This window comes from Azospirillum thiophilum (genome assembly GCF_001305595.1).
GTDB classification, from domain to species: Bacteria; Pseudomonadota; Alphaproteobacteria; order Azospirillales; family Azospirillaceae; genus Azospirillum; species Azospirillum thiophilum.
On the sequence record NZ_CP012401.1, the window covers coordinates 949,522 to 971,291 of the forward strand.

Consider the following 21,770-nt stretch of genomic DNA (forward strand, 5'->3'; position numbering starts at 1 on the left):
CTCCGCTGTCTTTCAGCGATTTAACCGGCTTGTCAAAATGATCGGGCATAAAGTCGCCCGCGCCGGATCGCACATGCCAGGGGGGCGACATCATGACCGATCATCAGGATCCACCGCAGGACGGCGATGAATCCGTCGTGCCGAACCTCGCTGCCGAAAACCACGAGGATGCTGCCGACACCCTGTCCAAGCGGCAGTCCTGCGCAGTCAGCGGCAAGCGGCGCCCCAAGCGCGACCTGATCGCGCTGGACGCCCTGCGCCCCAACCTGGCCGACCGCATCCGCCTCGACCACCCGCATCTTGAGCCTGACGCCCAGATCAGCCGGCAGGAGCTGGCGCGTTACCGCTCACTCTATGTCGCCGAACTGCTGCAGGCCGAGCATGGCGAGCTGAGCGAGCTGGACCGCGAGGTCGCCGAAAGCCTCGCCCGCCATGACACCCTGGCCGAGAATCCGGAAGAGGAATATGACGACCACCGCACGCTGGGCGAAAGGCTCGCCGACGGCCTCGCCAGCTTCGGCGGCAGCTGGGCCTTCCTGACCTCCTTCGGCTTCTTCCTCGGCTTGTGGATGATCGTCAACATGATCGAAGGCGAGACACGGGCCTTCGATCCCTATCCCTTCATCCTGCTGAACCTGGTGCTGTCCTGCCTCGCCGCCATCCAGGCTCCGGTCATCATGATGAGTCAGAAGCGGCAGGAATCGAAGGACCGCCTGCGCTCCGAAAACGACTACCGCGTCAATCTGAAGGCCGAGCTGGAAATCCGGCACCTGCACGAGAAGATGGATTACCTGATCCAGCGCCAATGGCAGCGCCTGACCGAAATCCAGCAGCTCCAGCTGGAGATCATGCAGGAAAAGCGCCTGCGGAGGTGAACGGCCGTCCTCTGCCGCAGGCCCGGCAGAACTTTCAGGGAACCACCTACCGGCCGGCGCCTGCCGGTGTCACCGCTTGCGGCGGCCGTCCAGTTCCAGCATGCCGCGCAGGGCGGCGATGGTCTTGCTGAGGGGAGTCGGTTCGGCGGCCGGCTTGCCGCCATGCGGAGGAACATCATTCTCCGTCATCGTCGGCTCGGGGAGGGCCGGTGGGCGCTGCTTGCCGGCACGGGGCTTCGACGGTGCCGGCGGCGGCGGCGGTGGCGGTTCCAGCGGCATCTCTTCCTCGATCAGCCCGCGCAGAGCCCTCATCGCCTCTTCGATTTCGCGTTCCTGGGCGGAACGGCGGCCGGACGGCGCCGGCTCCGGGGGGAGTTCCTCCGGTTCCGGATCGGCCTTCGCCACCGGCCAGCCATCGCCGGCGGCATCCCGGCCGGGCCGCAGGCTTTCCCCGTCCTCCCGGCCAGCCTCCTCCCGATCAGCCTTCCCCCGGTCAGCCTCCTCCCGGCCAGCCGTCTTTCCGGCTGCCTTATCGGCCGTCTTCCCGGCACCACGCATCTTGCGCGGCATGGGAGGCGCCTCGTCGTCGGAATCGTTCGCCGCATCCTCGATCATCGACCGCAGTGCCGCCAGTGTCCGGTCGAAGCCGCCCTCGTCCTCGGGTGGCGGGGGCGGGCGCTGGGCGCGCCGTTCGGCGCGGTGCTGGTCGAAGTCGAGCGGTTCACCGGCGCCGGGTCGTTGCGCAGGCGGCTTCCCCACCGGCCCGGCCGGGCGCTGCACGGGCCTTTCCGGGTCGCGGATGGCGAAGGACAGGATATCGTCATCGGACGGCTCGTCCTCGCCGTTTTCGCCGTCATGTTCGTCGTCGCCGTGTTCGTCCTCCGGATCGTCCTCTTCCGGTTCGTCCGGGACACCGCCGGCGACCATCCTCCGCCAGGGAGCGAAGTCCTCGTCCGCCGCTTCATCCTCGAAATCGTTGCGCACCAGGACCTTGTGCGAAAAGGCCGCCAGCGGCTCCTCGCCGGCATCCTCGCCGCCGAAGGGGCCGTCAGCGACGTCCCGTTCGTCCGGCGCTTCGTCCGACCAATCGGCCTGATCCAGCAACCGGCGCATCGCCGTCAGTGCCTCGTCCTCGTCGTCGGCAGCAGCAGCGGCGGCCTTCGAGATGTGCCGCACGGGCGCCTTGGCCGGGAGATCGTCCCAACCTGCCGCATCCTCGTCGGAGGGCCGGGCATCCCCCAGGCGGGCCGCCATGTCGGCCAGCGAGACGGGTTCCCACAGCGGATCGGCCCCATCCCCGGCCGGGCCGTCGGCGACCAGGTCAGACAGTGGAAGGTCGGACAGCGGGTGGGCCGGCTTGCCGCGCGGCGCCTCCGGCTCGGCATCGCCGGTTTCGCCTCGCAGCGATGCGAGCAGGCCGTTCAGCGCTGCCAGCGGAGCGTCGAAGGATGGCTCCCCGTTCGCCGCGGCCGGTGGTTCGGCCACGATCGGCCGGCTTTCGGTGTCGCGGGAGTCGCACCGCGAGCAGCGGTAATGCGGCGCGATCGACAACACCGGGTAGTTGGGGCCGAAACGCCGTTCCAGCATGGCACGGGGCAGCACGCCGCCATGCCCACAGGCGCAACAGCGCAGTTGCACGTCGGCGTCGATGTCGCGAAGGAACAGCATGCGGGCCATGGCGCGCAGTATAGCGGCCAGCCGGCCGCTTTCCCATTCGATTTCGAACTGGGTGCGGAGGGCTTGCCGCGACGGCGCGCTCTTTGGCACAGTCGCGCCATGATGCAAGCACCGCCTGAAACGCCGCCCGGCGACCATGTGCCGTCCCCCTGCATCCGGCTTTGCACGCTGGACCAGTCGGACGTCTGCGTCGGCTGTTACCGCAAGCTCGACGACATCATCGCCTGGAGGGTGCTCGACCCCGCCGGGCGCCTCGCGGTGCTGGCCGCGGCGGACCGGCGCCGTGCGGCAGCGGCGGGGATCGGGGGGCCGGGACGTCAGGGTGAATGAGGCCGGGACGAACGGGGCCGGACTGGCGCGCTTGGCCCCGGATCACACTGCGCGGGTGACGGTCAGGCCCTGTTCGGACAGGCTGTCGAAGACGTCCCTGAACTTCCGCAGATAGCGGGAGCGGTAGGCGTCGAAATCGGCGGCGATCGCCGCTTCGGCATTCTTGGACTTCTTGAACTCGGCCACGCGGTGGGCGTTTTCGGCGTGGTAGAGGGCGAAGGCGCCCTTCGTGACCAGTTCGTTGGCAACCGGGTCTGTGTTCGGTTTTTCGCTGTTCATCAATCCATGTCCAGGTGGAACCGGCATCCGGCCACCAAAGCCGGATGGGCGGTGGTGCTGTGGCAGGACCACACCGGGAAAGCCTACGCCCGCTCCCGACCCCCGGCAATGCTGCGACGCACCATCACGCCACCACCCCGCGCAGGGCCGCCATGCGATCACGGTCGACCCGGATGCGGTCGAGATGCTGGGCGATCACCGCGGTGATGGGCAGGGGAAGCTCCCTCGCCATCGCCTCGTCATAGCGGCGCAGGCACTCCGTCTCGCCGCGCTCGACCTCGGCGATGATGGCGGCACGGTCATGGCCGAGAACGGCCGACTTCAACCCGAGGAAGAAGCGGTGGGCTCCGCCCATCATGGTGCCGCCCATGTCGGGTGCCCCGCCCTGTTCGGCCACCAGCCGTTGGATCTCGCGCACGATGGCGCCGCGCTGCGCGGCAAGATCGTTGAACAAGGCCTTCAGGTCCTCGTCCTGGGCGGACTCCGCCGCCTGCCGGTAGCCTTCGTGGCTGTCCTCGACGATGCGGATCAGATCGTTGAGCGTATCGACGATCGCGTCTTTTTCCATAGCGGCAGGTCCTCCCATGCATCCCCGTCGTTGCCACAACCCGGACGCCGGCCCGAATGTTCCCGCCGGTCGCCGGGGGCAATCGGGACAGGCCCGGCCTTCGCCATGCGGCGGGAGCGGCCAGGGCAGGGGGCAGGGCGGGCACAAGGCCGGAGCCGTCGACCGGGTGGTGACAGTTGTATGACTGGAAAAGGACCGAAAGACGACTGGAGCCGGATCTTCGACGGCCGGACCGATCGATCACGGAAGGTCACACGAAAGACGCCGTGATTATTGTTCTAACTCTCGGCCCGTTCCGGATCCGGCCACAGGAAGACACCGCCTGATAACGAACCGGATAGGCGATTTCGGGTTGGATCCTGTCCATCCTTGCCGTTGGCAATATGGCCTCGCATAGGCATTCTCACTCCGCCACGATCGCATTGTCATCGATGTGTTCGGGTCGAGATCGGAGGATCGTCGAAAACGGGGAATTCGAGAATGGCGCTGTATGGACGGCATCCCGCGTCCCTGGGATGGGAACCAAAGCCAGCGAAGACCGGGGCTGTGCGCGCATCCGGCGGACGGACCGGGCGGAGTGGCCCGCCCTGCTGTGGCTGCGGGCGGCCGATCCGTGTCGGCGACCCGCATTGGGCCGGGCACGGCGACCAGCGCCCCTGGCATTACGGCTGCGCCGAACGGGCCGGCCTCACATGGTCATGGGCATCCCAGCCGCCCGCGCACCCTTATCCATTGCCGGAGATGGATTGACCGCCGCATCCTCCCCGGGATTGGCAGTGGCGGGGCCGGCCATTCCGGCCAAGGCCGCCTCGCATCCCCGCCGATACGCCTCGCGCTCGGCCTCCAGGATGACTTCCGCCAGCCGGCGTTCGAAATCCCGTTCCACCAGGGCCGAGAACAGGTCGATGCGGAAGCGCGCCTGCAGGGACCGGCTCAGGCGTCGGGCTCGTTCGATGGGCGGCATGGGTGTTTCCCTTCCGGATGGCGGCCTTCCGGACGGCGGACGACCCCACCCAGCCTCAGCGATCCTGCCCACCCCCGGCAACCGCCCCATCGGAGAAGACACCAACGCAAAAGAGAGCGCCCATTCACGCCCATCGGCGCGAACCGCTCTTTTTCGGCACAAAATTTCAAGAGAAGGAAAAAGCCGCAGGTCAGCGCGACATCTGGAGCGGGTGAAGGGAATCGAACCCTCGTCGTAAGCTTGGGAAGCTTCTGCTCTACCATTGAGCTACACCCGCGCGCCCGCTGTTTATAGGCGACTGCCCCGGCGGACACAAGAGCGGAATCAAGCACTCCCGTGCGCCGGATCCCTGGCGGGCTGAGCGGGAGCGGGAGCGGGCGGCGCGGCTCCTTTGGCAGGGGGCTGAACGTCGGTACGGCCGGATATGGCGCGGGCCACACCCTGACTGATCACGCGCTGGCAATGGTCGGCCAGCGCCTTGCGGCTGGAAAAGCCGTCGATGGTCACCGGCGGATGGAACTCCACCTCCACCGTCATGCCGCCCAGGCGGAAGGCCTGCCACAGGTGCGGCACCAGATCCATGTCGCCGTACCAGGCATAGAAAGGGCGGAAGGCGATGCCCATCGGGATGCCGTCCAGCCGGGTCGGGGCGATGCTGACCGGCTGCACCGTCAGCGGACGGCCGTCGATGCGCCGGGCGGCGACGGCGAACAGGGCGGTCTTGAAGGGCAGGGTACGGTTGCCGTCGCTGGAGGTGCCCTCCGGGAACAGGATCAGGCTGTCGCCGGCATCGAGCCGCCCACCCATGTCGTCGCGCTGCTTGTCGACCGTCGAGCGCGCCTTGCGCTCCACGAAGACCGTGCGCTGCAACCTGGCAAGCACGCCGAAGAAGGGCCAGCTCCCGACCTCCGTCTTGGCGACGAAGGACCCCGGGATCAGCGAGCCGAGCACCGTGATGTCCAGGTAGGAGGAATGGTTGGACACGAACAGAACCGGCCCCCCGGCCGCCCGCTCGCCGCGCACCACCACGTCCAGCCCCATCAACCGGGTGCAGATCCGGTGATAGAAGGGCGGCAGGGTGCGGCAGAGCCGCCAGCCCCGCGCAACCGCCAACGCCTGGAGCGGGATCAGCAGCAGCGTCCACACCAGGTACAGCGTCAGGCGCAAAGCCCCGCGTCCGGACGAGCCGAGGGCGCGCGCGGTTCGGTTCATGACGTCCTCAGCCGGTTTGACTGTCGCGGCTGCGACGTTCGTAATGCTTGAAATACTTGTCGGTGATCAGATCGGTCTTCACGACGATGCAGACATCGGTGGTGTTGAACTGGTGGTCGATGACCGAGCCGTCGCCGATGAAGCCGCCCAGGCGCAGATAGCCCTTGATCAGCGGCGGCAGCACGTTCAGAGCCCGCTTCGGGTCGACGCGATCCTTCGCCATCCGGTCGAGTGAGACATAGCGCTCCGGCAGCGCCCTTGCCCGGAGATCCGGCGGGGCCAGATGATGATGGTGCAGGTAGGCCAGCGGCTCGGCCAGGGCATCGGGATCGGTACCCGGCAGGCTGGCACAGCCGAACATCAGGGCGATGTCATGCTGGAAGACATAGGCGGCGATGCCCTGCCACAGCAGCTGCATGCTGCCGCGCGAGCGGTAGCCGGCATCGACGCAGGACCGCCCCAGCTCCAGGATCTCGCCGGGGTAGGCGAGCAGCGGGCCGATGTCGTACTCGTCGCTGGAATAGAAGCGCCCGACCTTCTCGGCGGCCGGCCGCCGGATCAGGCGGTAGGTGCCGACCACCATGTCGGGACCGTTGCCGCGGGCGTGGTCGATGACCAGCAGATGGTCGGCAACGCCGTCGTAATCGTCGAAATCCCGGCGCTCAGCCTGCATCGCCGGAGAGGGGACCGCCGCCATCTCTTCGTAGAAGACGCGATAGCGCAAAGCCTGCGCCCAGTCGATCTCAGCAGCGGATTGCGCCAGCCGCACCTCCAGGGTGCCCAGCCGGATGCCGTCCGTCACCTTGGCGCCAAGAGCCTCCGGTACGGACTCCTCGCCACGCTCAGGGCTCGTCCGGGTCAGGTCCGGCTGGTCCAAGCTTGCATCAGCCATGTCGACGGTCCGCTGCGATGGTTCGGGACGATGCGCCACGCCGGCCGCCGCCGGGCCGGGGCGGCCGCGTCGGAACGATCTGCGTCGCACGCAACGCAAGGCATAACACGATCCGCCGGTTGCCGGTCAACCGGCATCATGCAGCGTCTCGATCCGGTCATGCCTGCCGCCACACAAGGCACGCTGCCGCAAGGGATGCCTCAACAGCCGGAAGCCCGCCGGAAGTCGCGGCGGGCGGGAAGCGGGCATGGAGCAAGGAACCCGTTCCGGAGCCCGGCCGCCATGCAGCCGCCCCTGGCGGCCGGCTTCGAAGCTCAGGCGCCGCGGCGGGCGCGGGTGCCGAGGCCGATCTGCTTGGCCAGCGAGCTGCGCTGGCGGGCATAGTTCGGCGCCACCATCGGGTAGTCGGCCGGCAGGCCCCAGCGATCGCGATATTCTTCTGGGGTCATATTGTACGCCGTCTTCAGATGGCGCTTCAGCATCTTCAGCTTCTTGCCGTCTTCCAGGCACACAATATAGTCGGGCGTGACCGACTTCTTGATCGGCACGGCCGGCTGTGGCCGCTCTTCCGCCACCACCGGTTCGGTGCCGACGTTGGCCAGCGACTTGTAGACCTGTTCGATCAGTGTCGGAAGATCGGTCAGTGCGACTGTATTGTTGGAGACATGCGCCGCCACGATCTCCGTGGTCAGAGACAACAGCGCGTTGGAAGGGGACCCGTTGCTCATGTAAGCTTGCTCCGCGGCATTCGTACCTCTCCATATAAAGAGGTTTTCTGCCGCGTGCAATATCCATCCTTTGAAACAAAGAGGAATCGGTGGCTGAAAAAAGCTCCACAGACTTGTTTCTCGACATCACCTCGCAGGTTTGTCCGTTAACCTTCGTCAAGACCAAGTTGATGGTGGAACGGATGGACGCGGGGCAGACCCTCGAAGTCCGGCTCAATGCGGGTGAACCCTTGGAAAACGTTCCACGATCCTTGTCGGAATTGGGACACAGCATTCTGTCTGTCCAACCCGAACGAAAGGATGAACCGGAGGGTATCCACCGCCTGATCGTGCGGAAAAATTAACCCCTATGCCCCGTCGAGATTGCGGCGCAGGACAAGCGCCGCAACCCGGCCGTCGCGCCGCCTGTAGTATCCGGGACGTCGGCCGACCGAAAAGAAGCCACAGACCTTGTATAGAGTCCAAGCCTCTTGGTTGTCTTCGGCGACTTCAAGAAACAGCGCAGTCGCTCCCCGTCCATGCGACCCGGCGGCAACCGCCTCGACCAGACACCGGCCGATGCCGCCCCGCCGGGCCTGCGGCAGCACGCCGATGGCAAGGATCTCCGCATCCTCCGCCGTGACACGGGCCATCGCGAAACCGACCGGCTGCTCCTGCCCATCCAGCGCGATGACGGCGAAGCCGGTGGGTGGGGCGGTCAGGGTAGCGACCGAGGCGTCGTCCCACGGGTCTTCCGGAAAGCAGGCCCGCTGCAGGGCCGCCACCACCACGGCCTCCAGCGGACCGGCGCAATGGAGACGGATGGCGGCGGGGCAGGGGAGCGGGGCAGGGACGGAATGGGCGCTCATGCCCCGGCTCTCCCGCCTTGCGCACCCGCTTTCGGCAGCGTGACGTCGGGCGGACGCAGGTAGAAAGGGTCGACCGGAAGCCCTGCCGGGCGGCAGGCCCCGAGCGCAGCCACCACAGCGGCATCCGGCAGTCCGTCACCGGCGGCCAGTGCCAGTTCCGCGCGGCCGGTCAGCAGCGGCGCCAGCGCCGCGGCGGCATCGCCGGCCAGCAGCAGCGGCCCGGGCGGGCAGAGTGCGGCGAGCCAGTCGGGGATCGCCGCCGGGTCGGGCATCGCCGGGTCGCCCAGCGGCGCCAGCGCCCCGTCGTAGAGTTGCAGGAAGGGTTCGGCCCGCCGGCTGTCGACGGCGACCAGCAGGGGACGGCCGGCGCGTTCCGTTTCCGGCACGCCATGGGCGATGGCGTCGAAGCTGGTGATGCCGACCACAGGGATGTCCCGAGCGACGGCGATACCGCGCGCCGCGGCCAGCGCGATGCGCAGCCCGGTGAAGGCGCCGGGTCCGATGGTGACGGCGATGCGATCGAGATCGGCGAAGCCGGCGCCGGCCTCCGCCAGCACCTCCTGCGCCAGCGGCACCAGCACCTCCGCCTGTCCGCGCGCCATCGGGGCGCTGCGCCGCACGGTCACCCGCGCGGATCGTCCCAGGCCGGCGCCCTCAGCAGCCCCTTCCCACAGAGCGGCCGAACAGCCGGACGTCGCCGTATCCAGACCCAGTACCTTCATCGCCCCATCTTCCCAAACGCTCAAACCGCGGCATCCCTTCATCACAGAACCCGGACCGGGCACAATCCCGCAGCGCAGGCCGCAGCGGGCATGGCAGCCCCGCGACCATGGCAGAAGGCTCCGCAGCCATGCTAGACGACGGCCATCCCGATAAATACGCCGACGGCTGCCCATTCCATGCTGACCGAAATCGTGCCTCCGGCATTCGACATCGATCTGGAGCTGCTTTACGCCACCGCCGACAACCTGTCGGGCGCCCCGATCTACCGCGCGCCCGTGTGCCTGCTGCATCCCGACGCCGCCCGCCGGCTGGCCGACGCCATCCGGCTGGCGCGCGGCATCGGCTGCCGGCTGCGGGTGTACGATGCCTTCCGCCCGGCCGAGGCGCAATGGCGGCTTTGGCACGCCTTTCCCGACCCGACCTACATCGCCGACCCGCGGCTGGGCTCCAACCACACCCGTGGCGTGGCAATCGACCTGACGCTGGTCGACGCCGCCGGCACGCCGCTGGACATGGGCACCGGGTTCGATGCGATGACCGAGCGGTCCCACCATGGCCGCAGCGACCTGACGGCGGACCAGCAGCGCAACCGCGCCCTGCTTCTGGGCGTGATGACCGCTGCCGGCTGGGAGCATTACCCATCGGAATGGTGGCACTATCAGCTGCCGGACGCCGAACGCTACCCGCTGCTGACCGATGCCGCCGCGGGCGGGAGGCTGATGTAGGACCGCTCCCCGATCTCGCCGGAAAGGGGCCGGCTGGCAGCAGCCACCGGGCGGTTTTCCGCCGTGGCGGCAGTCCATTGTTGCACGCGCGCATCGCATCGCAGCCCTCAGCCGGAAAGCGGCGGTCCGCGCTTGTTCGAGCGGCGGGGAGTATGGCACATCCTTTGCGTCGGGACGGAGGTCGCCCCGGCCAGCCGTTTCCACAGGCCGCCATGCCGTTCCGTCGTGCCGTCAGGGTTCTTGCCGCCGCCGCGCTGTCCGTCTGGACCGTGCTCGCGCCGGCGTCTCGGGCCGCCGCCGCCTCTCCGACCGGCGCAAGCGCGGTCGTCTTCGCCTATGATCGCTTCGGCGAGGACCAGAACCCGTCCATCAGCATCCGCATCGACCAGTTCGAGGCGCATCTGGACGAGTTGACCGACGGCGAGTACCGCGTCCTGCCGCTGCCGACGATCCTGGAGGCGTTGCGCACCGGCAAGCCGCTGCCCGACCGCACGGTCGCGATCACCATCGACGAGGCCAGCCGGTCCGCCTACGCCGAGGCATGGCCCCGGCTGAAGGCCGCCGGCCTGCCCTTCACCCTCTTCGTCGCCACCGACGCGGTCGACCGCGGCTCCCCCGCCCACATGACCTGGACTGAAATCCGGCAGCTGGCGGCGTCCGGCGTCACCATCGGCGCGCTCGGCACCTCGACCCAGTCGATGCTCGCCCGCAGCCCCGATCAGTTGGCCGCCGACCTGCGCCGGATGTCCGACCGGTTCCAGACGGAGCTGGGGCGGCGGCCGACGGTCTTCGCCTATCCGCAGGGCGAATATTCGCTTGCCGTGCGCCAGCTGGTGATGGACCAGGGTTTCACCGCCGCCTTCGGCCAGCAATCGGGCGTGCTGCATCCGCAGGCCGACCCCTGGGGACTGCCGCGCTTCGTCATGAACGAGACCTATGGCAGCGCCGACCGGTTCGAGTTGGCGGCCAACGCCCTGCCGCTGCCGGTGTCGGACCTGACACCCGACGATCCGCTGGTCACCGTCAACCCGCCGCCGCTGGGCTTCACCATCGCCGACGGGGTGGGCGACAGCTCCAAGCTGGCTTGTTTCGCCGCCGGCCAGGGCCGTACCGCACTGGAGCGCATCGCCGACGACCGGGTGGAGGTCCGCATCAAGGACGCCTTCCCACCGGGCCGCGCCCGTGTCAACTGCACCCTGCCGACCGCGGACGGACGCTGGCGCTGGTTGGGCGTGCAGTTCCTGATCCCCGAATGACGGCCTGAACCGCGACTTCCGGCTGGTTCCAGGACCGGTTCCCCAGAGCGGTTCCGGGCGGATCGCGTGAAATCACAGCGCCGGATGCTGCCTATGGCATTGGCGGGGCCGGTGCCGGCGCCTATGGTGCCGGCCCTGGCGCGCCTCTGCGAGGCGCGCGGCAACCGCGGGAGCGAGCGATGGCGCACGACACGCCTGGAGCAGAAGGGGGATCAGGTGGAGGAGCCGACGGGACGGGCTCCGACATCGGCTGGGCCGATACGGTGCGGTTCCGCCTGCCGCCCGGCTGGGCTGTGGATGTGGAGGAGCATGAGGGACAGCCCGTCGGCACCTTCCGTCCGCCCCCGCCGGCCGCCGGGGTGCTGCGCCTCGTGACCGACCGGGTGGTGCCGCGTCCGGACTCCGGCGGCGTGGCCGGCACCCTGCGGGAAATGGCAGTGCGTTTCGTCCGGCCGCAGGACCCGCGGGCAGGCGACCGGTCCGTGGAAAGCCGGGCCGATGGTGCGGTGATCGCCCAGGCGATGATGCGCACGCTGGAGGATGGCCGGGCCGAAACACATTACCTGTGGCTGATCGGGGCGGACCGTTCCGACGACGCCGCGGTCGCCATGTTCAGCTTTGCGTTGCCCGGGTTGATGGATGGCGACGAATCCTGCGCCGAGATGCTGGGCCGGATCGACGACGCCATCCGCAACGCGGAAATACTGTAAGGCTCCAAATCGCGGAAACGCCGGTCAGCAGTGACCGGCGCCGCTGGCCATCAGGGCCTTCAGATGGATCGTCTTGGGATCGTGGGCGACCGCCGCCTCTTCCGCGGCAAGCGCGGCGAGGCTGATGAAACGCGCCAGGTCATCCAGATCGCAACGCGCCGCGTCGCTCAACAGGCTGTCCAGGCAAGACTTGATGGCCATGGCCACGTCGCGTCGTTCGTCCATCATCGCGCTTCCCTTTCACATCTGTGCTGCCGGCTTTGCACGGAACCGCAAGCTGAGGCGACGACGGCATGAAACGTCGCTGGCTCGACTCATTGCGGTCAATCCTCATTGCAAAAAGGAGATAGCATATTCCTTTTGGGTTTTCACTATTAGATTCGCCAGACCATGAACAATTACAACAACTCCGAATTGACTGGAGAGTGCCTTGCACGCGGTTGCTTGTTAATGAAAAGTTAATGCGCTCGGTTAGTTCATACACGAACCATTATTGACTTGTAATACACGTGACGAGTTGAATCAGAAGCGGTGAATATCCGGATATTCATCATCCTTTTTTTGAATACGGCGGTATTCGATTGTACCGTCAGCGCATTCGCCACATCCATATCAGGTGCATGGGCCCGGCATCGGGAGGCATGATGCGCCGGACTGGACGGCACAGCTTTTCCCCGCTTTTGCGGGTCGAAAGGGCAGCCACCCTGTTGCAGCCCGAAACGGCTCCGCCTATATCTCCGCCAGCACGGGCCGTACCCCAAGGATTAGACCCCAAGGGCCAGGACCCTCAAGCGCTCCACCGACGTTTCACCGACCCAATGGGGATCGCGGCGGTGCCGGACCAGACGGGCCGCCACGCATCTGCCGAACGAAAGAGGCTGAACATGAGCAAAGTGATCGGTATCGACCTCGGCACCACGAACTCGTGCGTCGCCGTGATGGAAGGCGGCAGCGCCAAGGTCATCGAGAATGCGGAAGGTGCGCGCACCACGCCGTCGATGGTCGCCTTCAGCCAGGGCGGCGAGCGGCTGATCGGCCAGCCGGCCAAGCGTCAGGCCGTCACCAATCCGGAAAACACCCTCTTCGCGATCAAGCGTCTGATCGGCCGCCGCTTCGACGATCCGCTGACCAAGAAGGACCAGGGTCTGGTTCCCTACCGCATCATCTCCGGCGACAATGGCGACGCCTGGGTCGAGGCGCACTCCAAGAAGTACAGCCCGAGCCAGATCAGCGCCTTCATCCTCACCAAGATGAAGGAGACGGCTGAGAATTACCTGGGCGAGAAGGTCACCCAGGCGGTCATCACCGTCCCGGCCTATTTCAACGACAGCCAGCGCCAGGCCACCAAGGACGCCGGCAGGATCGCCGGGCTGGAAGTCCTGCGCATCATCAACGAGCCGACGGCCGCCGCGCTCGCTTATGGCATGGAGAAGAAGGGCACCGGCACCGTCGCGGTCTATGACCTGGGCGGCGGCACCTTCGACATCTCCGTGCTGGAGATCGGCGACGGCGTGTTCGAGGTGAAGTCGACCAACGGCGACACCTTCCTGGGCGGCGAGGACTTCGACAGCCGGATCATCGAGTATCTCGCCGACGAGTTCCACAAGGAGCAGGGCATCGACCTGCGCCGGGACAAGCTCGCGCTCCAGCGCCTCAAGGAGGCCGCGGAAAAGGCGAAGATCGAGCTGTCGTCCACCACGCAGACCGAAGTCAACCTGCCCTTCATCACCGCCGACCAGACCGGTCCGAAGCACCTGAACATCAAGCTGACCCGCGCCAAGCTGGAAGCCCTGGTGGACGAGCTGGTGCAGCGCACGATCGAGCCCTGCAAGGCGGCCCTGAAGGACGCCGGCCTGAAGGCCAGCGAGATCGACGAGGTGATCCTGGTCGGCGGCATGACCCGCATGCCCAAGGTCATCGACGCGGTGAAGCAGTTCTTCGGCCGTGAGCCGCACCGCGGCGTCAACCCGGACGAGGTGGTCGCCATCGGCGCCGCCATCCAGGGCGGCGTGCTGAAGGGCGAGGTCAAGGACGTCCTGCTGCTCGACGTCACCCCGCTGTCGCTGGGCATCGAGACGCTGGGCGGCGTCTTCACCCGCCTGATCGACCGCAACACCACGGTGCCGACGAAGAAGAGCCAGACCTTCTCGACCGCCGAGGACAACCAGAACGCCGTCACCATCCGCGTCTTCCAGGGCGAGCGCGAGATGGCGCAGGACAACAAGGCGCTGGGCCAGTTCGATCTGGTCGGCATCCCGCCGGCCCCGCGCGGCGTGCCGCAGATCGAGGTGACCTTCGACATCGACGCCAACGGCATCGTCAGCGTCACGGCAAAGGACAAGGCGACCGGCAAGGAGCAGCAGATCCGCATCCAGGCGTCGGGTGGCCTGTCGGACGCCGACATCCAGAAGATGGTCAAGGACGCCGAGGCCCATTCGGCCGAGGACAAGAAGCGCCGCGAGTTGGTCGACGCCCGCAACCACGCCGACGCCCTGATCCACACCACCGAGCGGACCATCAAGGAGAACGGCGACAAGATCCCGGCCTCCGACAAGACCGCCGCGGAAGCCGCCGTGACCGAGCTGAAGTCGGTGCTGGACGGCGAGGATCTGGAAGGCATCAAGGCGAAGACCGAGGCGCTGGCCCAGGTGTCGATGAAGCTGGGCGAGGCGATGTACAAGGCCGGCCAGGGCGAGGCCCCGGCTGCGGGCGGCGAGGCGCCGGGCGCCCAGCCGAACGAGCCGGGCGTCGTCGACGCCGACTTCGAGGAGGTCCAGGACGACAAGAAGAAGTCGGCCTGAGGCCAGCGCTTCTTTTTGATACGGATCTGACGCGAGCATCGATGGCCCGCCGCCTTTCCCCGGCGGCGGGCCTTCGGTATGCTGGGCTCAGGTTCCGGCACGACGCGGACAGTTTGGACCAGAACGACTCAAAGGCGGTCGGCCCCCATGGCGAAACAGGATTATTACGAGCTGCTCGGTGTGGCGAAGAGCGCCAGCGCGGATGAGCTGAAAAAGGCTTATCGCAAGATGGCGATGCAGTACCACCCGGACCGCAACCAGGGTGACAAGGACGCCGAGCAGAAGTTCAAGGAGATCAGCGAAGCCTACGAGGTCCTGAAGGACGATCAGAAGCGCGCAGCCTATGACCGCTTCGGCCATGCCGCGTTCGAGAACGGACGCGGTCCCGGTGCGGGCGCGGGCGCGGGCGGCTTCAACTTTGACTTCGGCGGCGGCGGCGGCTTCGCCGACATCTTCGACGAGATGTTCGGCGAGTTCATGGGCGGCCGGCGCGGCGGCGGCGGTGCGTCCGGCCGCGGCCAGGATCTGCGCTACAATCTGGAGATCGGGCTGGAGGAGGCCTTCAAGGGCACCCAGACCACCATCCGCGTTCCCACCACCGTGCAGTGCGACAGCTGCAACGGCTCGGGCGCGGCGGCGGGAACCCAGCCGATCACCTGCCCGACCTGCCAGGGGCACGGCAAGGTGCGGGCGCAGCAGGGCTTCTTCACCATCGAGCGGACCTGCCCCGGCTGCCACGGCGCCGGCAAGGTCATCAAGGACGCCTGCAAGAACTGCGGCGGTTCCGGACGGCTGCGCAAGGAGAAGACCCTGCAGGTCAACATCCCCGCCGGTGTCGAGGACGGAACCCGCATCCGTCTGGCGGGCGAGGGCGAGGCGGGCTTGCGCGGGGCGCCGGCCGGCGACCTGTACATCTTCCTGGCCATCGCGCCGCACCCGATCTTCCAGCGCGACGGCACCAACATTCATTGCCGGGTGCCGATTCCGATGACCACCGCGGCGCTGGGTGGTGCGGTGGAGGTGCCGACCATCGACGGCACCCGCACCAAGGTGACGGTGCCGCCAGGCACCCAGTCCGGCCATCAGTTCCGCATCAAGAGCAAGGGCATGTCGGTGCTGCGCAGCGCTCAGCGCGGCGACATGTACATCCAGGCGGTGGTCGAGACCCCGGTGAACCTGACCAAGCGCCAGCAGGAACTGCTGCGCGAGTTCGAGGGCGCCGCCAAGGAAGGATCGAACCCGCAGTCGGAAGGCTTCTTCGCCAAGGTGAAGGAGCTGTGGGAAGACCTGAAGGACTGACGATCCTTCGCCGACGGAAATGGAGCGGGCGGCGTAGCGATGTTGCGCCGTCCGTTACTTTTTGTCGCATCTCCCGGCCTTCGGCCGATTTTCGATGGATGCCCCGCCTTTTTCATGCGAAAGCCGTTGAAGGGGCTGTCATGCGCGTGTAATCACCCATCATGGCTAATTCCTTGGCGACATGCCCGGCCGGTGCCGGGGACGGGCAACCGCATGCGGGCTGACAGGCTTCTCGCCTCCCTTTTCGGCGCCCTGCTCACCGCCTTCCTGCGCGGCGACGAACTGCCCACCCTGATCCAGCCGGCCGGCCACACGCCGATCCTCCAGCGCCGCCGCGCCGCCATGATCCAGTCGCGCGTCCGCATGGTGGCGCTGGTGTTCGGCGTGCTGACGCCCTTGTGGATCGTCATCGACGTTTCCGTCTTCGAATGGTCGCTCGCCGTCTGGCTGATCCTGCTGCGCCTGACCGCCAGCGCCGCCTTCCTGGCACTGGCCTTCGAGCGCCGGTCCTGCGACGACATGCTCTGCGCCTGGTGGCGGCTCGCGGCATTGCTGGCGATCCCAACGCTGTTCTTCGCCATCTCGCATCCGCTGCTGTACAATCAGGGGGTCGACGACCTGCGCATCGCGGTCAGCGCCGGCTACGGCTACCTGCCCTTCGTGATGGTGGCAGGACTGAGCGTCTTTCCGCTGACCGCACTGGAAGGCGCCCTGTTCGCCGCCCCGATGCTGGGCGCGCATCTCGCCGCCGGCTTCTACGGCTCGCTGGTGATGCCGTTCCCGTCCTACATCAGCGCGCTGTGGCTGCTGGTTCTGATCGCGGTGGTGGCGACGCTGGCGGCGATCAGCCAGCTGCATTTCATGATCGCGCTGCTGGAGCAGGCGGCGCACGACGCGCTGACCGGCGCCTTCTCCCGCCGCATCGGCGAGGAGTTGCTGAAACTCCAGGTCGCCCATGCCGAACGGGCATCCCAGCCGCTCACGGCGATCTTCGTCGACCTGGATGATTTCAAGACGGTCAACGACCGGTTCGGCCACGAGGAGGGCGACCGCGTCCTGCGCCACGCCGCCAACACCATCCGCAGCCTGCTGCGCCAGTCGGACGCGCTGATCCGCTGGGGCGGCGAGGAATTCCTGGTCCTCATGCCCGACACCCCGATGGACGGCGCGATGATGGCGGTGGAGCGGATGCGCCGGGCCGGTTTCGGCAAACGGCCGGACGGCAGCTTCCAGACCGCCAGCATCGGCGTCGCCGAGCAGACCGCTGACCGCCCCGCCGACTGGGAGGCCCTGGTCGAGCTGGCCGACCACCGCATGTACCGGGCCAAGCAGGACGGCAAGAACCGCGTGGTCGGGGCCGGGGCGGGGATCGCATCCAAGCCGGGTTCTGGAGCCGCTTCCGGGGAGCCGCGGGACGGCATGGTCGCCTGACCGGCGTCAACCGGCTGTCTCCTCCTCGGGGCCGCCGTCCAGCGGATACTCCCGCAAGGGCTCGTACACGGCGCCGCCATTGCCGGGATGGCTGCGGTAGAGCGTGATATGCCCGACCGGCATCGGACCGGCGCGGAAGAGGGCGCGGTCGGACAGGAAGCGGCCGATGCGGTCGGCCGGCGCGTCCTTCAGCCGGGCAAGCGTGATGTGGGGGGAGAATTTCCGCTCCTCCGCCGGCAGGCCGCAGCGCACCAGCGCCGATTCCACCTTGGCCTGCAGATGGGCCAGCGCCGCGCCGCGCTCCACCCCCGCCCACAATATTCGCGCCCGGCGCCCGCTGCCGAACACGCCGACCCCGTCGAGGGTCAGCGCGAAGGCCGGCGCCCGGACCTCTGCCAGCGCCGCATCGATGTCCATCGCCTGATCCTCCGGCACCTCGCCGATGAAGCGCAGGGTCAAGTGCAGGTTCTCGGGCTCGGTCCAGCGCGCCCCGGGCACCCCGCCCGCCAGTCCGGCGAGCCGCTGGCGGATTTCTTCCGTCAGGTCGAGGGCGACGAACAGGCGGAGCATGGGGCACCTCTGGGGTTGCTGCAACGGCTGCGGATTGCCCCCTCTCCCGCGAAGCGGGGGAGGGACGGGGAGGGGGCAACCACGGCCAGCACTTTTACCAACGGCTCACGGACACGGATCCGGCATGCGGTTGTGCACGGCATCGATCTCGGCCAGCACCTCGGGCGACAGGGTGAGGTCGATGGAGTCGATGTTGGAGATCAGCGTCTCCATCGTCGTCGCCCCGATCAGGGACGAGGTGACGAAGGGTTGCTGCACCGTGAAGGCGATGGCCATCTGGTTGGGCGCCAGGCCATGGCGGCGGGCGATGTCCAGATAGGCCTCCGTCGCGGCGTCGGCATTGACGGTGGCATAGCGCGACGGCCGGTGGTCGAGCGCACGGCGGCTGCCCGGCGGGATGGCGCCGTTCAGGTACTTGCCGGTCAGCGTGCCGGCGGCTAGCGGCGAATAGGCCAGCAGCCCGACATCCTCGCGCAGCGCCACCTCCGACAGGCCGGTCTCGAAGGTCCGGTTCAGCAGGTTGTAGGCGTTCTGAATCGAGGCGATGCGCGGCAAACCGGCGGTCTCGGCGGCGCGCAGGTACCGCATCACCCCCCAGGGCGACTCGTTGGACAGGCCGACATGGCGGATCTTGCCGGCCTGGACCAGTTCCGCCAGCGCCGCCAGCGTCTCCTCGATCGGCACATCGTCCAGCTCCGGCTTGTGCCGGTAGGTGCGGACGCCGAAGCGGTTGGTCACGCGGTCGGGCCAATGGATCTGATAGAGGTCGATGTAGTCGGTCTTCAGCCGCGACAGGCTGGCCTCGACCGCGGCGAAGATGTTGGCGCGGTCCAGCCGCGACTTGCCGTCGCGCACCCAGCCGAAGCCGCCGGCCGGCGCGCCGATGATCTTGCTGGCGAGGATCACCCGGTCGCGCTTGCCGCGCGCCTGGAACCAGCTGCCGATCACCTGCTCCGTCTTGCCGTAGGTGTCGGCGGTGGGCGGGATGGCGTACATCTCCGCCGCGTCCCAGAAAGTGATGCCGCGGTCGAGCGCCGCGTCCATCTGGGCATGGCCTTCCGCCTCGGTGTTCTGGCGGCCCCAGGTCATGGTGCCGAGGCCGATGGCGCTGACCGACAGGCCGGTGCGGCCAAGCGGACGATACTGCATCCGGAACGTTCCTTATTCGAAATGATCTTTAGAGGAAGAGCGTCAGTACGCCGGTGTAGCCATAGAGCCGGTTGTGGGAGACCTCACCCGAAGCAAAGAATCCCGCCAGCGGCATGTCGCCGAAGGTCTCGCGGATCATCGACAGCTCGGCGTTGGCGGCGCCGAACAGGCCGGGGCCGCGGGCGATGCAACTGACATACACCGCCCCCTTCGGCGTCGCCTTCACCCGTTTCTTGAGGCTGTCCAGCATCCGGCGCATGTCGGCGGCGGCGGTGTCGGGATCGCGCCGGGTGAACATCACCGGCTGGCCGGTCGTCACCCGCTCGGCGATGGAAATCCAGCCGGCGCGGGGATCGATGGCGATCAGGTCGCGGACCAGATAATCCTGGGTGTCGGATCCGGCGATCGGCAGCCCGGCGCAGATCAGCCCGGAGACCTGCCGCAGGTCGGCGGCGAGATCCGGCCCGATGTCCTCCTTGAAGATGTCGAGCGCCGGCCGGCCGTCGATCTCCAGGATGACGTTGTCGTCGCTGGCGGTGACGGTGTGGGTCGGCCCGATCGGGCGGCAGCCCTGGGTGTGGGCGGTGGCGACCGGAAGATTAGGCGCGAACAGCACCCCCGATACGCCGCCGTCGGTGACCGGATCGGCATCCTCGACACCGGCGGCGATCTGCGGGAACTCCCCGCGCGACGCGGTCAGCCCGCCGACCAGGAAGACGCCCGCCTCCTCGGACAGGCGGTTCACCAGCCCGGCCATGTCGGGATGGTGTGGATCGACATGAACCAGCGCCAGCGCCGCGCCATGCTTGTCCAGCCAGCCGCCCGCGCTGCGGCGCAGCGGCTCCAGCCCGTCGGTGACGGTGGGGAACAGGCGGAAACCGTCCTCCGGCAGGCGGGCGGCCATGATCGCCAGCCCCGGCTCGTCGAACAGAGCGGTTCCGTTGGCCATCACGCCGATGCCGGCGGTGCCGACCCAGTTGCGGATGCCGGTGACGCCGCGCAACAGGGTGACGATGCTGGTCGCATGCTCCGCCAGCCCGTCAGTCAGGTAGAGGAAGCCGAGGTTGCAGCCGGCGACCGGCCCCAGCCGGTCGAGGCAGGCCTTGACCGTCGGTCCCCACTCCGCCCCGGCGGCGCAGGCGGCGTGAAAGCGGATGTCGCTGTCGAGGGTAACGGTCATGATCGGTCTCAGCCTCCGGTCTTTGCCGTGTTCTTCTGGATTTGGGGCAGGCCGTCGAGCAGGGCGGTGACGGAGGGCAGGATGCGCTCCACGATCACCGCAACGCCCTGGGCGTTCGGGTGCAGCCCGTCCTGCTGGATCAGCGTCCGGTCGAGCGCCACCCCGTCGAGGAAGAAGGGATAGAGCGGCAGGTCGTAGCTCTTCGCCAAGTCGGGATAGATGGCGTTGAACCTGTCGGTGTAGGGCTTGCCCAGGCTGGGCGAGGCAAACATGCCGGCCAGCAGCGTCGGGATCTTCCGCTCCGTCAGGGTCTTCAGGATGGCGTCGAGGTTGGCCCTCGCCTGATCGGGGTCGAGCCCGCGCAGCATGTCGTTGGCGCCGAGTTCGACGATGGCGGCGTCGGGCTTGTCGGCCAGCGCCCAGTCCAGCCGCGCCCGGCCGCCCGCGGTGGTGTCGCCCGACACGCCGGCGTTGATGACGGTGACGCTGTAGCCCTTGCCGGACAGCGCCTTTTCCAGCTGGCGGGTGAAGCCCTGCGGTTCGGCCAGGCCGTAGCCGGCCGTCAGGCTGTCCCCCAGCGCCAGCAGCTTGACCGGAGCGGCGGCGGCGCTCGTCGGAACGGTCATCGACGCCCCTGCGGCAATGGTGAAGGCCAGCACCGCGGCGGACAGGCCGCCCGAGAGGGCTGCCTTGAAGGATGCCCCGAGGGACACCGTGTTGAAAGCGCGCCGGGTCGAGCCATATGGCGATGGTCCATTCCGCTTATGCGAGATTCGCATGTCCAAAGTCCAATCCTCTGCAACGTCGCCCAAATCCATCGCCCGATCCACCGGCCAGAACATCGTGGATCTCGACGACGTCCACCTGAGATTGGACAGCGGTGCCGGACCCGTCAACATCCTGCGGGGCGTTAATCTTCAGGTGGAGGCCGGAGAACGGGTCGGCGTCGTCGGTCCCAGCGGGTCCGGCAAGTCGACCATGATGATGGTGATGGCCGGGCTGGAGCGGCCCAGCGGCGGCATCGTCCGCGTCGCCGGCCAGGACCTCGGGCACCTGAACGAGGACGGTTTGGCCCGTTTCCGCCGCCAGCATGTCGGCATCGTCTTCCAGGCCTTCCATCTGGTGCCGACGATGACGGCGCTGGAGAATGTCGCCATCCCCCTGGAGTTCGCCGGGGTGGCCGACGCCTTCGACCGCGCCCGCATCGGGTTGGAGTCGGTCGGGCTGGGCCACCGTGTCCACCATTATCCCGGCCAGCTTTCCGGCGGCGAGCAGCAGCGCACCGCGCTTGCCCGCGCCTTCGTCACCGAACCCTCTCTGCTGCTGGCCGACGAGCCGACCGGCAACCTCGATATCGATACCGGCGCCACCATCGTCAAGCTGCTGTTCGATCTGGCCGAGCGGCGCGGCACCACGCTGGTCCTCATCACCCACGACCCGAACCTCGCCGCCCGCTGCGACCGCACGGTGCGGCTGGCCGACGGCCGCATCGCCGACGACGGGCAGGCGGCAAGGCGTGCGCGCCTCCAGGCGGCGGGGGAATGAGGGGGATG

Annotated in this window: 24 protein-coding genes and 1 tRNA gene; 10 read left to right on the forward strand and 15 right to left on the reverse strand. The window is 67.9% G+C overall.

Annotated elements, in window-relative coordinates; all coding sequences use genetic code 11:
- Positions 1–92: 92 nt before the first annotated feature.
- Positions 93–875 carry a DUF1003 domain-containing protein gene (locus AL072_RS04275; protein ID WP_052709944.1) on the forward strand — a complete coding sequence of 261 codons (783 nt, stop codon included), beginning with the start codon at positions 93–95 and terminating at the stop codon, positions 873–875.
- 69 nt (positions 876–944) lie between these two features.
- On the opposite strand, the gene AL072_RS04280 is transcribed toward AL072_RS04275, so the two are convergent.
- Positions 945–2,642, reverse strand: coding sequence for a hypothetical protein (locus AL072_RS04280; RefSeq protein WP_144428147.1), 1,698 nt, complete (start codon positions 2,640–2,642; stop codon positions 945–947).
- A gap of 9 nt (positions 2,643–2,651) precedes the next feature.
- Between AL072_RS04280 and AL072_RS04285 the strand changes: the two genes are divergently transcribed.
- Entirely contained in the window at positions 2,652–2,882 is a 231-nt protein-coding gene (locus tag AL072_RS04285; RefSeq protein ID WP_045581373.1) for a DUF1289 domain-containing protein, read from the forward strand.
- 42 nt (positions 2,883–2,924) lie between these two features.
- On the opposite strand, the gene AL072_RS04290 is transcribed toward AL072_RS04285, so the two are convergent.
- The 7 genes from AL072_RS04290 to AL072_RS04320 all read right to left on the reverse strand — a co-directional run bounded on the left by AL072_RS04290 (position 2,925) and on the right by AL072_RS04320 (position 7,525).
- Entirely contained in the window at positions 2,925–3,161 is a 237-nt protein-coding gene (locus tag AL072_RS04290) for a hypothetical protein (protein ID WP_045581372.1), read from the reverse strand.
- A gap of 124 nt (positions 3,162–3,285) precedes the next feature.
- Positions 3,286–3,729, reverse strand: a complete 444-nt coding sequence (locus AL072_RS04295) for a ferritin-like domain-containing protein (protein WP_045581371.1) — start codon at positions 3,727–3,729, stop codon at positions 3,286–3,288.
- 688 nt (positions 3,730–4,417) lie between these two features.
- Complete coding sequence (locus tag AL072_RS04300) at positions 4,418–4,693, reverse strand: hypothetical protein (protein WP_045581370.1); 276 nt, start codon at positions 4,691–4,693, stop codon at positions 4,418–4,420.
- A 203-nt stretch (positions 4,694–4,896) separates the two neighbouring features.
- A tRNA-Gly gene (locus AL072_RS04305) sits at positions 4,897–4,970 on the reverse strand.
- A gap of 47 nt (positions 4,971–5,017) precedes the next feature.
- Positions 5,018–5,905: a lysophospholipid acyltransferase family protein gene (locus AL072_RS04310; RefSeq protein ID WP_045581369.1), complete on the reverse strand. Its 888-nt coding sequence runs from the start codon at positions 5,903–5,905 to the stop codon at positions 5,018–5,020.
- Between the two features lie 7 nt (positions 5,906–5,912).
- On the reverse strand, positions 5,913–6,797 hold the full coding sequence (locus tag AL072_RS04315) for a GNAT family N-acetyltransferase (RefSeq protein WP_082108859.1): 885 nt from the start codon (positions 6,795–6,797) through the stop codon (positions 5,913–5,915).
- Positions 6,798–7,111: 314 nt separating this feature from the next.
- A complete protein-coding gene (locus tag AL072_RS04320) occupies positions 7,112–7,525 on the reverse strand; it encodes a Ros/MucR family transcriptional regulator (protein ID WP_014249126.1) in 414 nt (137 codons plus the stop codon).
- 89 nt (positions 7,526–7,614) lie between these two features.
- On the opposite strand from AL072_RS04320, the gene AL072_RS04325 reads away from it, so the two are divergent.
- Complete coding sequence (locus AL072_RS04325) at positions 7,615–7,869, forward strand: sulfurtransferase TusA family protein (RefSeq protein WP_045581368.1); 255 nt, start codon at positions 7,615–7,617, stop codon at positions 7,867–7,869.
- A gap of 3 nt (positions 7,870–7,872) precedes the next feature.
- Here the strand turns inward: AL072_RS04325 and AL072_RS04330 are convergent, their stop codons facing one another.
- Positions 7,873–8,373, reverse strand: coding sequence for a GNAT family N-acetyltransferase (locus tag AL072_RS04330; RefSeq protein WP_045581367.1), 501 nt, complete (start codon positions 8,371–8,373; stop codon positions 7,873–7,875).
- Entirely contained in the window at positions 8,370–9,095 is a 726-nt protein-coding gene (gene tsaB / locus AL072_RS04335) for a tRNA (adenosine(37)-N6)-threonylcarbamoyltransferase complex dimerization subunit type 1 TsaB (protein WP_045581366.1), read from the reverse strand. The genes AL072_RS04330 and tsaB overlap by 4 nt, the downstream gene beginning before the upstream one ends.
- A gap of 177 nt (positions 9,096–9,272) precedes the next feature.
- On the opposite strand from tsaB, the gene ddpX reads away from it, so the two are divergent.
- The 3 genes from ddpX to AL072_RS04350 all read left to right on the forward strand — a co-directional run bounded on the left by ddpX (position 9,273) and on the right by AL072_RS04350 (position 11,787).
- On the forward strand, positions 9,273–9,821 hold the full coding sequence (ddpX, locus tag AL072_RS04340) for a D-alanyl-D-alanine dipeptidase (protein WP_045581365.1): 549 nt from the start codon (positions 9,273–9,275) through the stop codon (positions 9,819–9,821).
- A 212-nt stretch (positions 9,822–10,033) separates the two neighbouring features.
- Positions 10,034–11,077 carry a polysaccharide deacetylase family protein gene (locus tag AL072_RS04345; RefSeq protein WP_045581364.1) on the forward strand — a complete coding sequence of 348 codons (1,044 nt, stop codon included), beginning with the start codon at positions 10,034–10,036 and terminating at the stop codon, positions 11,075–11,077.
- 179 nt (positions 11,078–11,256) lie between these two features.
- Complete coding sequence (locus AL072_RS04350; protein WP_045581363.1) at positions 11,257–11,787, forward strand: hypothetical protein; 531 nt, start codon at positions 11,257–11,259, stop codon at positions 11,785–11,787.
- Positions 11,788–11,811: 24 nt separating this feature from the next.
- Here AL072_RS04350 and AL072_RS04355 read toward each other — a convergent pair whose 3' ends face one another.
- Positions 11,812–12,015 carry a hypothetical protein gene (locus AL072_RS04355; RefSeq protein WP_045581362.1) on the reverse strand — a complete coding sequence of 68 codons (204 nt, stop codon included), beginning with the start codon at positions 12,013–12,015 and terminating at the stop codon, positions 11,812–11,814.
- A gap of 656 nt (positions 12,016–12,671) precedes the next feature.
- Here AL072_RS04355 and dnaK point away from each other — a divergent pair.
- The 3 genes from dnaK to AL072_RS04370 all read left to right on the forward strand — a co-directional run bounded on the left by dnaK (position 12,672) and on the right by AL072_RS04370 (position 17,318).
- Complete coding sequence (gene dnaK, locus AL072_RS04360) at positions 12,672–14,588, forward strand: molecular chaperone DnaK (RefSeq protein WP_045581361.1); 1,917 nt, start codon at positions 12,672–12,674, stop codon at positions 14,586–14,588.
- Positions 14,589–14,735: 147 nt separating this feature from the next.
- Complete coding sequence (gene dnaJ, locus AL072_RS04365; protein WP_045581360.1) at positions 14,736–15,887, forward strand: molecular chaperone DnaJ; 1,152 nt, start codon at positions 14,736–14,738, stop codon at positions 15,885–15,887.
- 213 nt (positions 15,888–16,100) lie between these two features.
- Entirely contained in the window at positions 16,101–17,318 is a 1,218-nt protein-coding gene (locus AL072_RS04370; RefSeq protein ID WP_045581359.1) for a GGDEF domain-containing protein, read from the forward strand.
- A gap of 6 nt (positions 17,319–17,324) precedes the next feature.
- Here the strand turns inward: AL072_RS04370 and thpR are convergent, their stop codons facing one another.
- The 4 genes from thpR to AL072_RS04390 form a co-directional block, all read right to left on the reverse strand.
- Positions 17,325–17,888: an RNA 2',3'-cyclic phosphodiesterase gene (gene thpR, locus AL072_RS04375; protein ID WP_045581358.1), complete on the reverse strand. Its 564-nt coding sequence runs from the start codon at positions 17,886–17,888 to the stop codon at positions 17,325–17,327.
- A 105-nt stretch (positions 17,889–17,993) separates the two neighbouring features.
- Positions 17,994–19,037: an NADP(H)-dependent aldo-keto reductase gene (locus tag AL072_RS04380; protein WP_045581357.1), complete on the reverse strand. Its 1,044-nt coding sequence runs from the start codon at positions 19,035–19,037 to the stop codon at positions 17,994–17,996.
- Positions 19,038–19,065: 28 nt separating this feature from the next.
- A complete protein-coding gene (locus AL072_RS04385) occupies positions 19,066–20,217 on the reverse strand; it encodes an FIST signal transduction protein (RefSeq protein WP_045581356.1) in 1,152 nt (383 codons plus the stop codon).
- Between the two features lie 8 nt (positions 20,218–20,225).
- Positions 20,226–20,843: an arylesterase gene (locus AL072_RS04390; protein WP_200909777.1), complete on the reverse strand. Its 618-nt coding sequence runs from the start codon at positions 20,841–20,843 to the stop codon at positions 20,226–20,228.
- Positions 20,844–20,994: 151 nt separating this feature from the next.
- Between AL072_RS04390 and AL072_RS04395 the strand changes: the two genes are divergently transcribed.
- Positions 20,995–21,762 (forward strand): ABC transporter ATP-binding protein, encoded by a 768-nt coding sequence (locus tag AL072_RS04395; RefSeq protein ID WP_045581355.1) that lies wholly within the window; start codon positions 20,995–20,997, stop codon positions 21,760–21,762.
- Positions 21,763–21,770 lie beyond the last annotated feature (8 nt).

What these genes read in the sequence shown, in the direction of transcription:
- AL072_RS04275 (WP_052709944.1), top strand. Translation starts at nt 93, where the DNA reads ATGACCGATCATCAGGATCCACCGCAGGACGGCGATGAATCCGTCGTG.
- AL072_RS04285 (WP_045581373.1), top strand. Translation starts at nt 2,652, where the DNA reads ATGATGCAAGCACCGCCTGAAACGCCGCCCGGCGACCATGTGCCGTCC.
- AL072_RS04290 (WP_045581372.1), bottom strand. Translation starts at nt 3,161, where the DNA reads ATGAACAGCGAAAAACCGAACACAGACCCGGTTGCCAACGAACTGGTC.
- AL072_RS04295 (WP_045581371.1), bottom strand. Translation starts at nt 3,729, where the DNA reads ATGGAAAAAGACGCGATCGTCGATACGCTCAACGATCTGATCCGCATC.
- AL072_RS04300 (WP_045581370.1), bottom strand. Translation starts at nt 4,693, where the DNA reads ATGCCGCCCATCGAACGAGCCCGACGCCTGAGCCGGTCCCTGCAGGCG.
- AL072_RS04310 (WP_045581369.1), bottom strand. Translation starts at nt 5,905, where the DNA reads ATGAACCGAACCGCGCGCGCCCTCGGCTCGTCCGGACGCGGGGCTTTG.
- AL072_RS04315 (WP_082108859.1), bottom strand. Translation starts at nt 6,797, where the DNA reads ATGGCTGATGCAAGCTTGGACCAGCCGGACCTGACCCGGACGAGCCCT.
- AL072_RS04320 (WP_014249126.1), bottom strand. Translation starts at nt 7,525, where the DNA reads ATGAGCAACGGGTCCCCTTCCAACGCGCTGTTGTCTCTGACCACGGAG.
- AL072_RS04330 (WP_045581367.1), bottom strand. Translation starts at nt 8,373, where the DNA reads ATGAGCGCCCATTCCGTCCCTGCCCCGCTCCCCTGCCCCGCCGCCATC.
- tsaB (WP_045581366.1), bottom strand. Translation starts at nt 9,095, where the DNA reads ATGAAGGTACTGGGTCTGGATACGGCGACGTCCGGCTGTTCGGCCGCT.
- ddpX (WP_045581365.1), top strand. Translation starts at nt 9,273, where the DNA reads ATGCTGACCGAAATCGTGCCTCCGGCATTCGACATCGATCTGGAGCTG.
- AL072_RS04345 (WP_045581364.1), top strand. Translation starts at nt 10,034, where the DNA reads ATGCCGTTCCGTCGTGCCGTCAGGGTTCTTGCCGCCGCCGCGCTGTCC.
- AL072_RS04350 (WP_045581363.1), top strand. Translation starts at nt 11,257, where the DNA reads ATGGCGCACGACACGCCTGGAGCAGAAGGGGGATCAGGTGGAGGAGCC.
- AL072_RS04355 (WP_045581362.1), bottom strand. Translation starts at nt 12,015, where the DNA reads ATGATGGACGAACGACGCGACGTGGCCATGGCCATCAAGTCTTGCCTG.
- dnaK (WP_045581361.1), top strand. Translation starts at nt 12,672, where the DNA reads ATGAGCAAAGTGATCGGTATCGACCTCGGCACCACGAACTCGTGCGTC.
- dnaJ (WP_045581360.1), top strand. Translation starts at nt 14,736, where the DNA reads ATGGCGAAACAGGATTATTACGAGCTGCTCGGTGTGGCGAAGAGCGCC.
- AL072_RS04370 (WP_045581359.1), top strand. Translation starts at nt 16,101, where the DNA reads ATGCGGGCTGACAGGCTTCTCGCCTCCCTTTTCGGCGCCCTGCTCACC.
- thpR (WP_045581358.1), bottom strand. Translation starts at nt 17,888, where the DNA reads ATGCTCCGCCTGTTCGTCGCCCTCGACCTGACGGAAGAAATCCGCCAG.
- AL072_RS04380 (WP_045581357.1), bottom strand. Translation starts at nt 19,037, where the DNA reads ATGCAGTATCGTCCGCTTGGCCGCACCGGCCTGTCGGTCAGCGCCATC.
- AL072_RS04385 (WP_045581356.1), bottom strand. Translation starts at nt 20,217, where the DNA reads ATGACCGTTACCCTCGACAGCGACATCCGCTTTCACGCCGCCTGCGCC.
- AL072_RS04390 (WP_200909777.1), bottom strand. Translation starts at nt 20,843, where the DNA reads ATGACCGTTCCGACGAGCGCCGCCGCCGCTCCGGTCAAGCTGCTGGCG.
- AL072_RS04395 (WP_045581355.1), top strand. Translation starts at nt 20,995, where the DNA reads ATGTCCAAAGTCCAATCCTCTGCAACGTCGCCCAAATCCATCGCCCGA.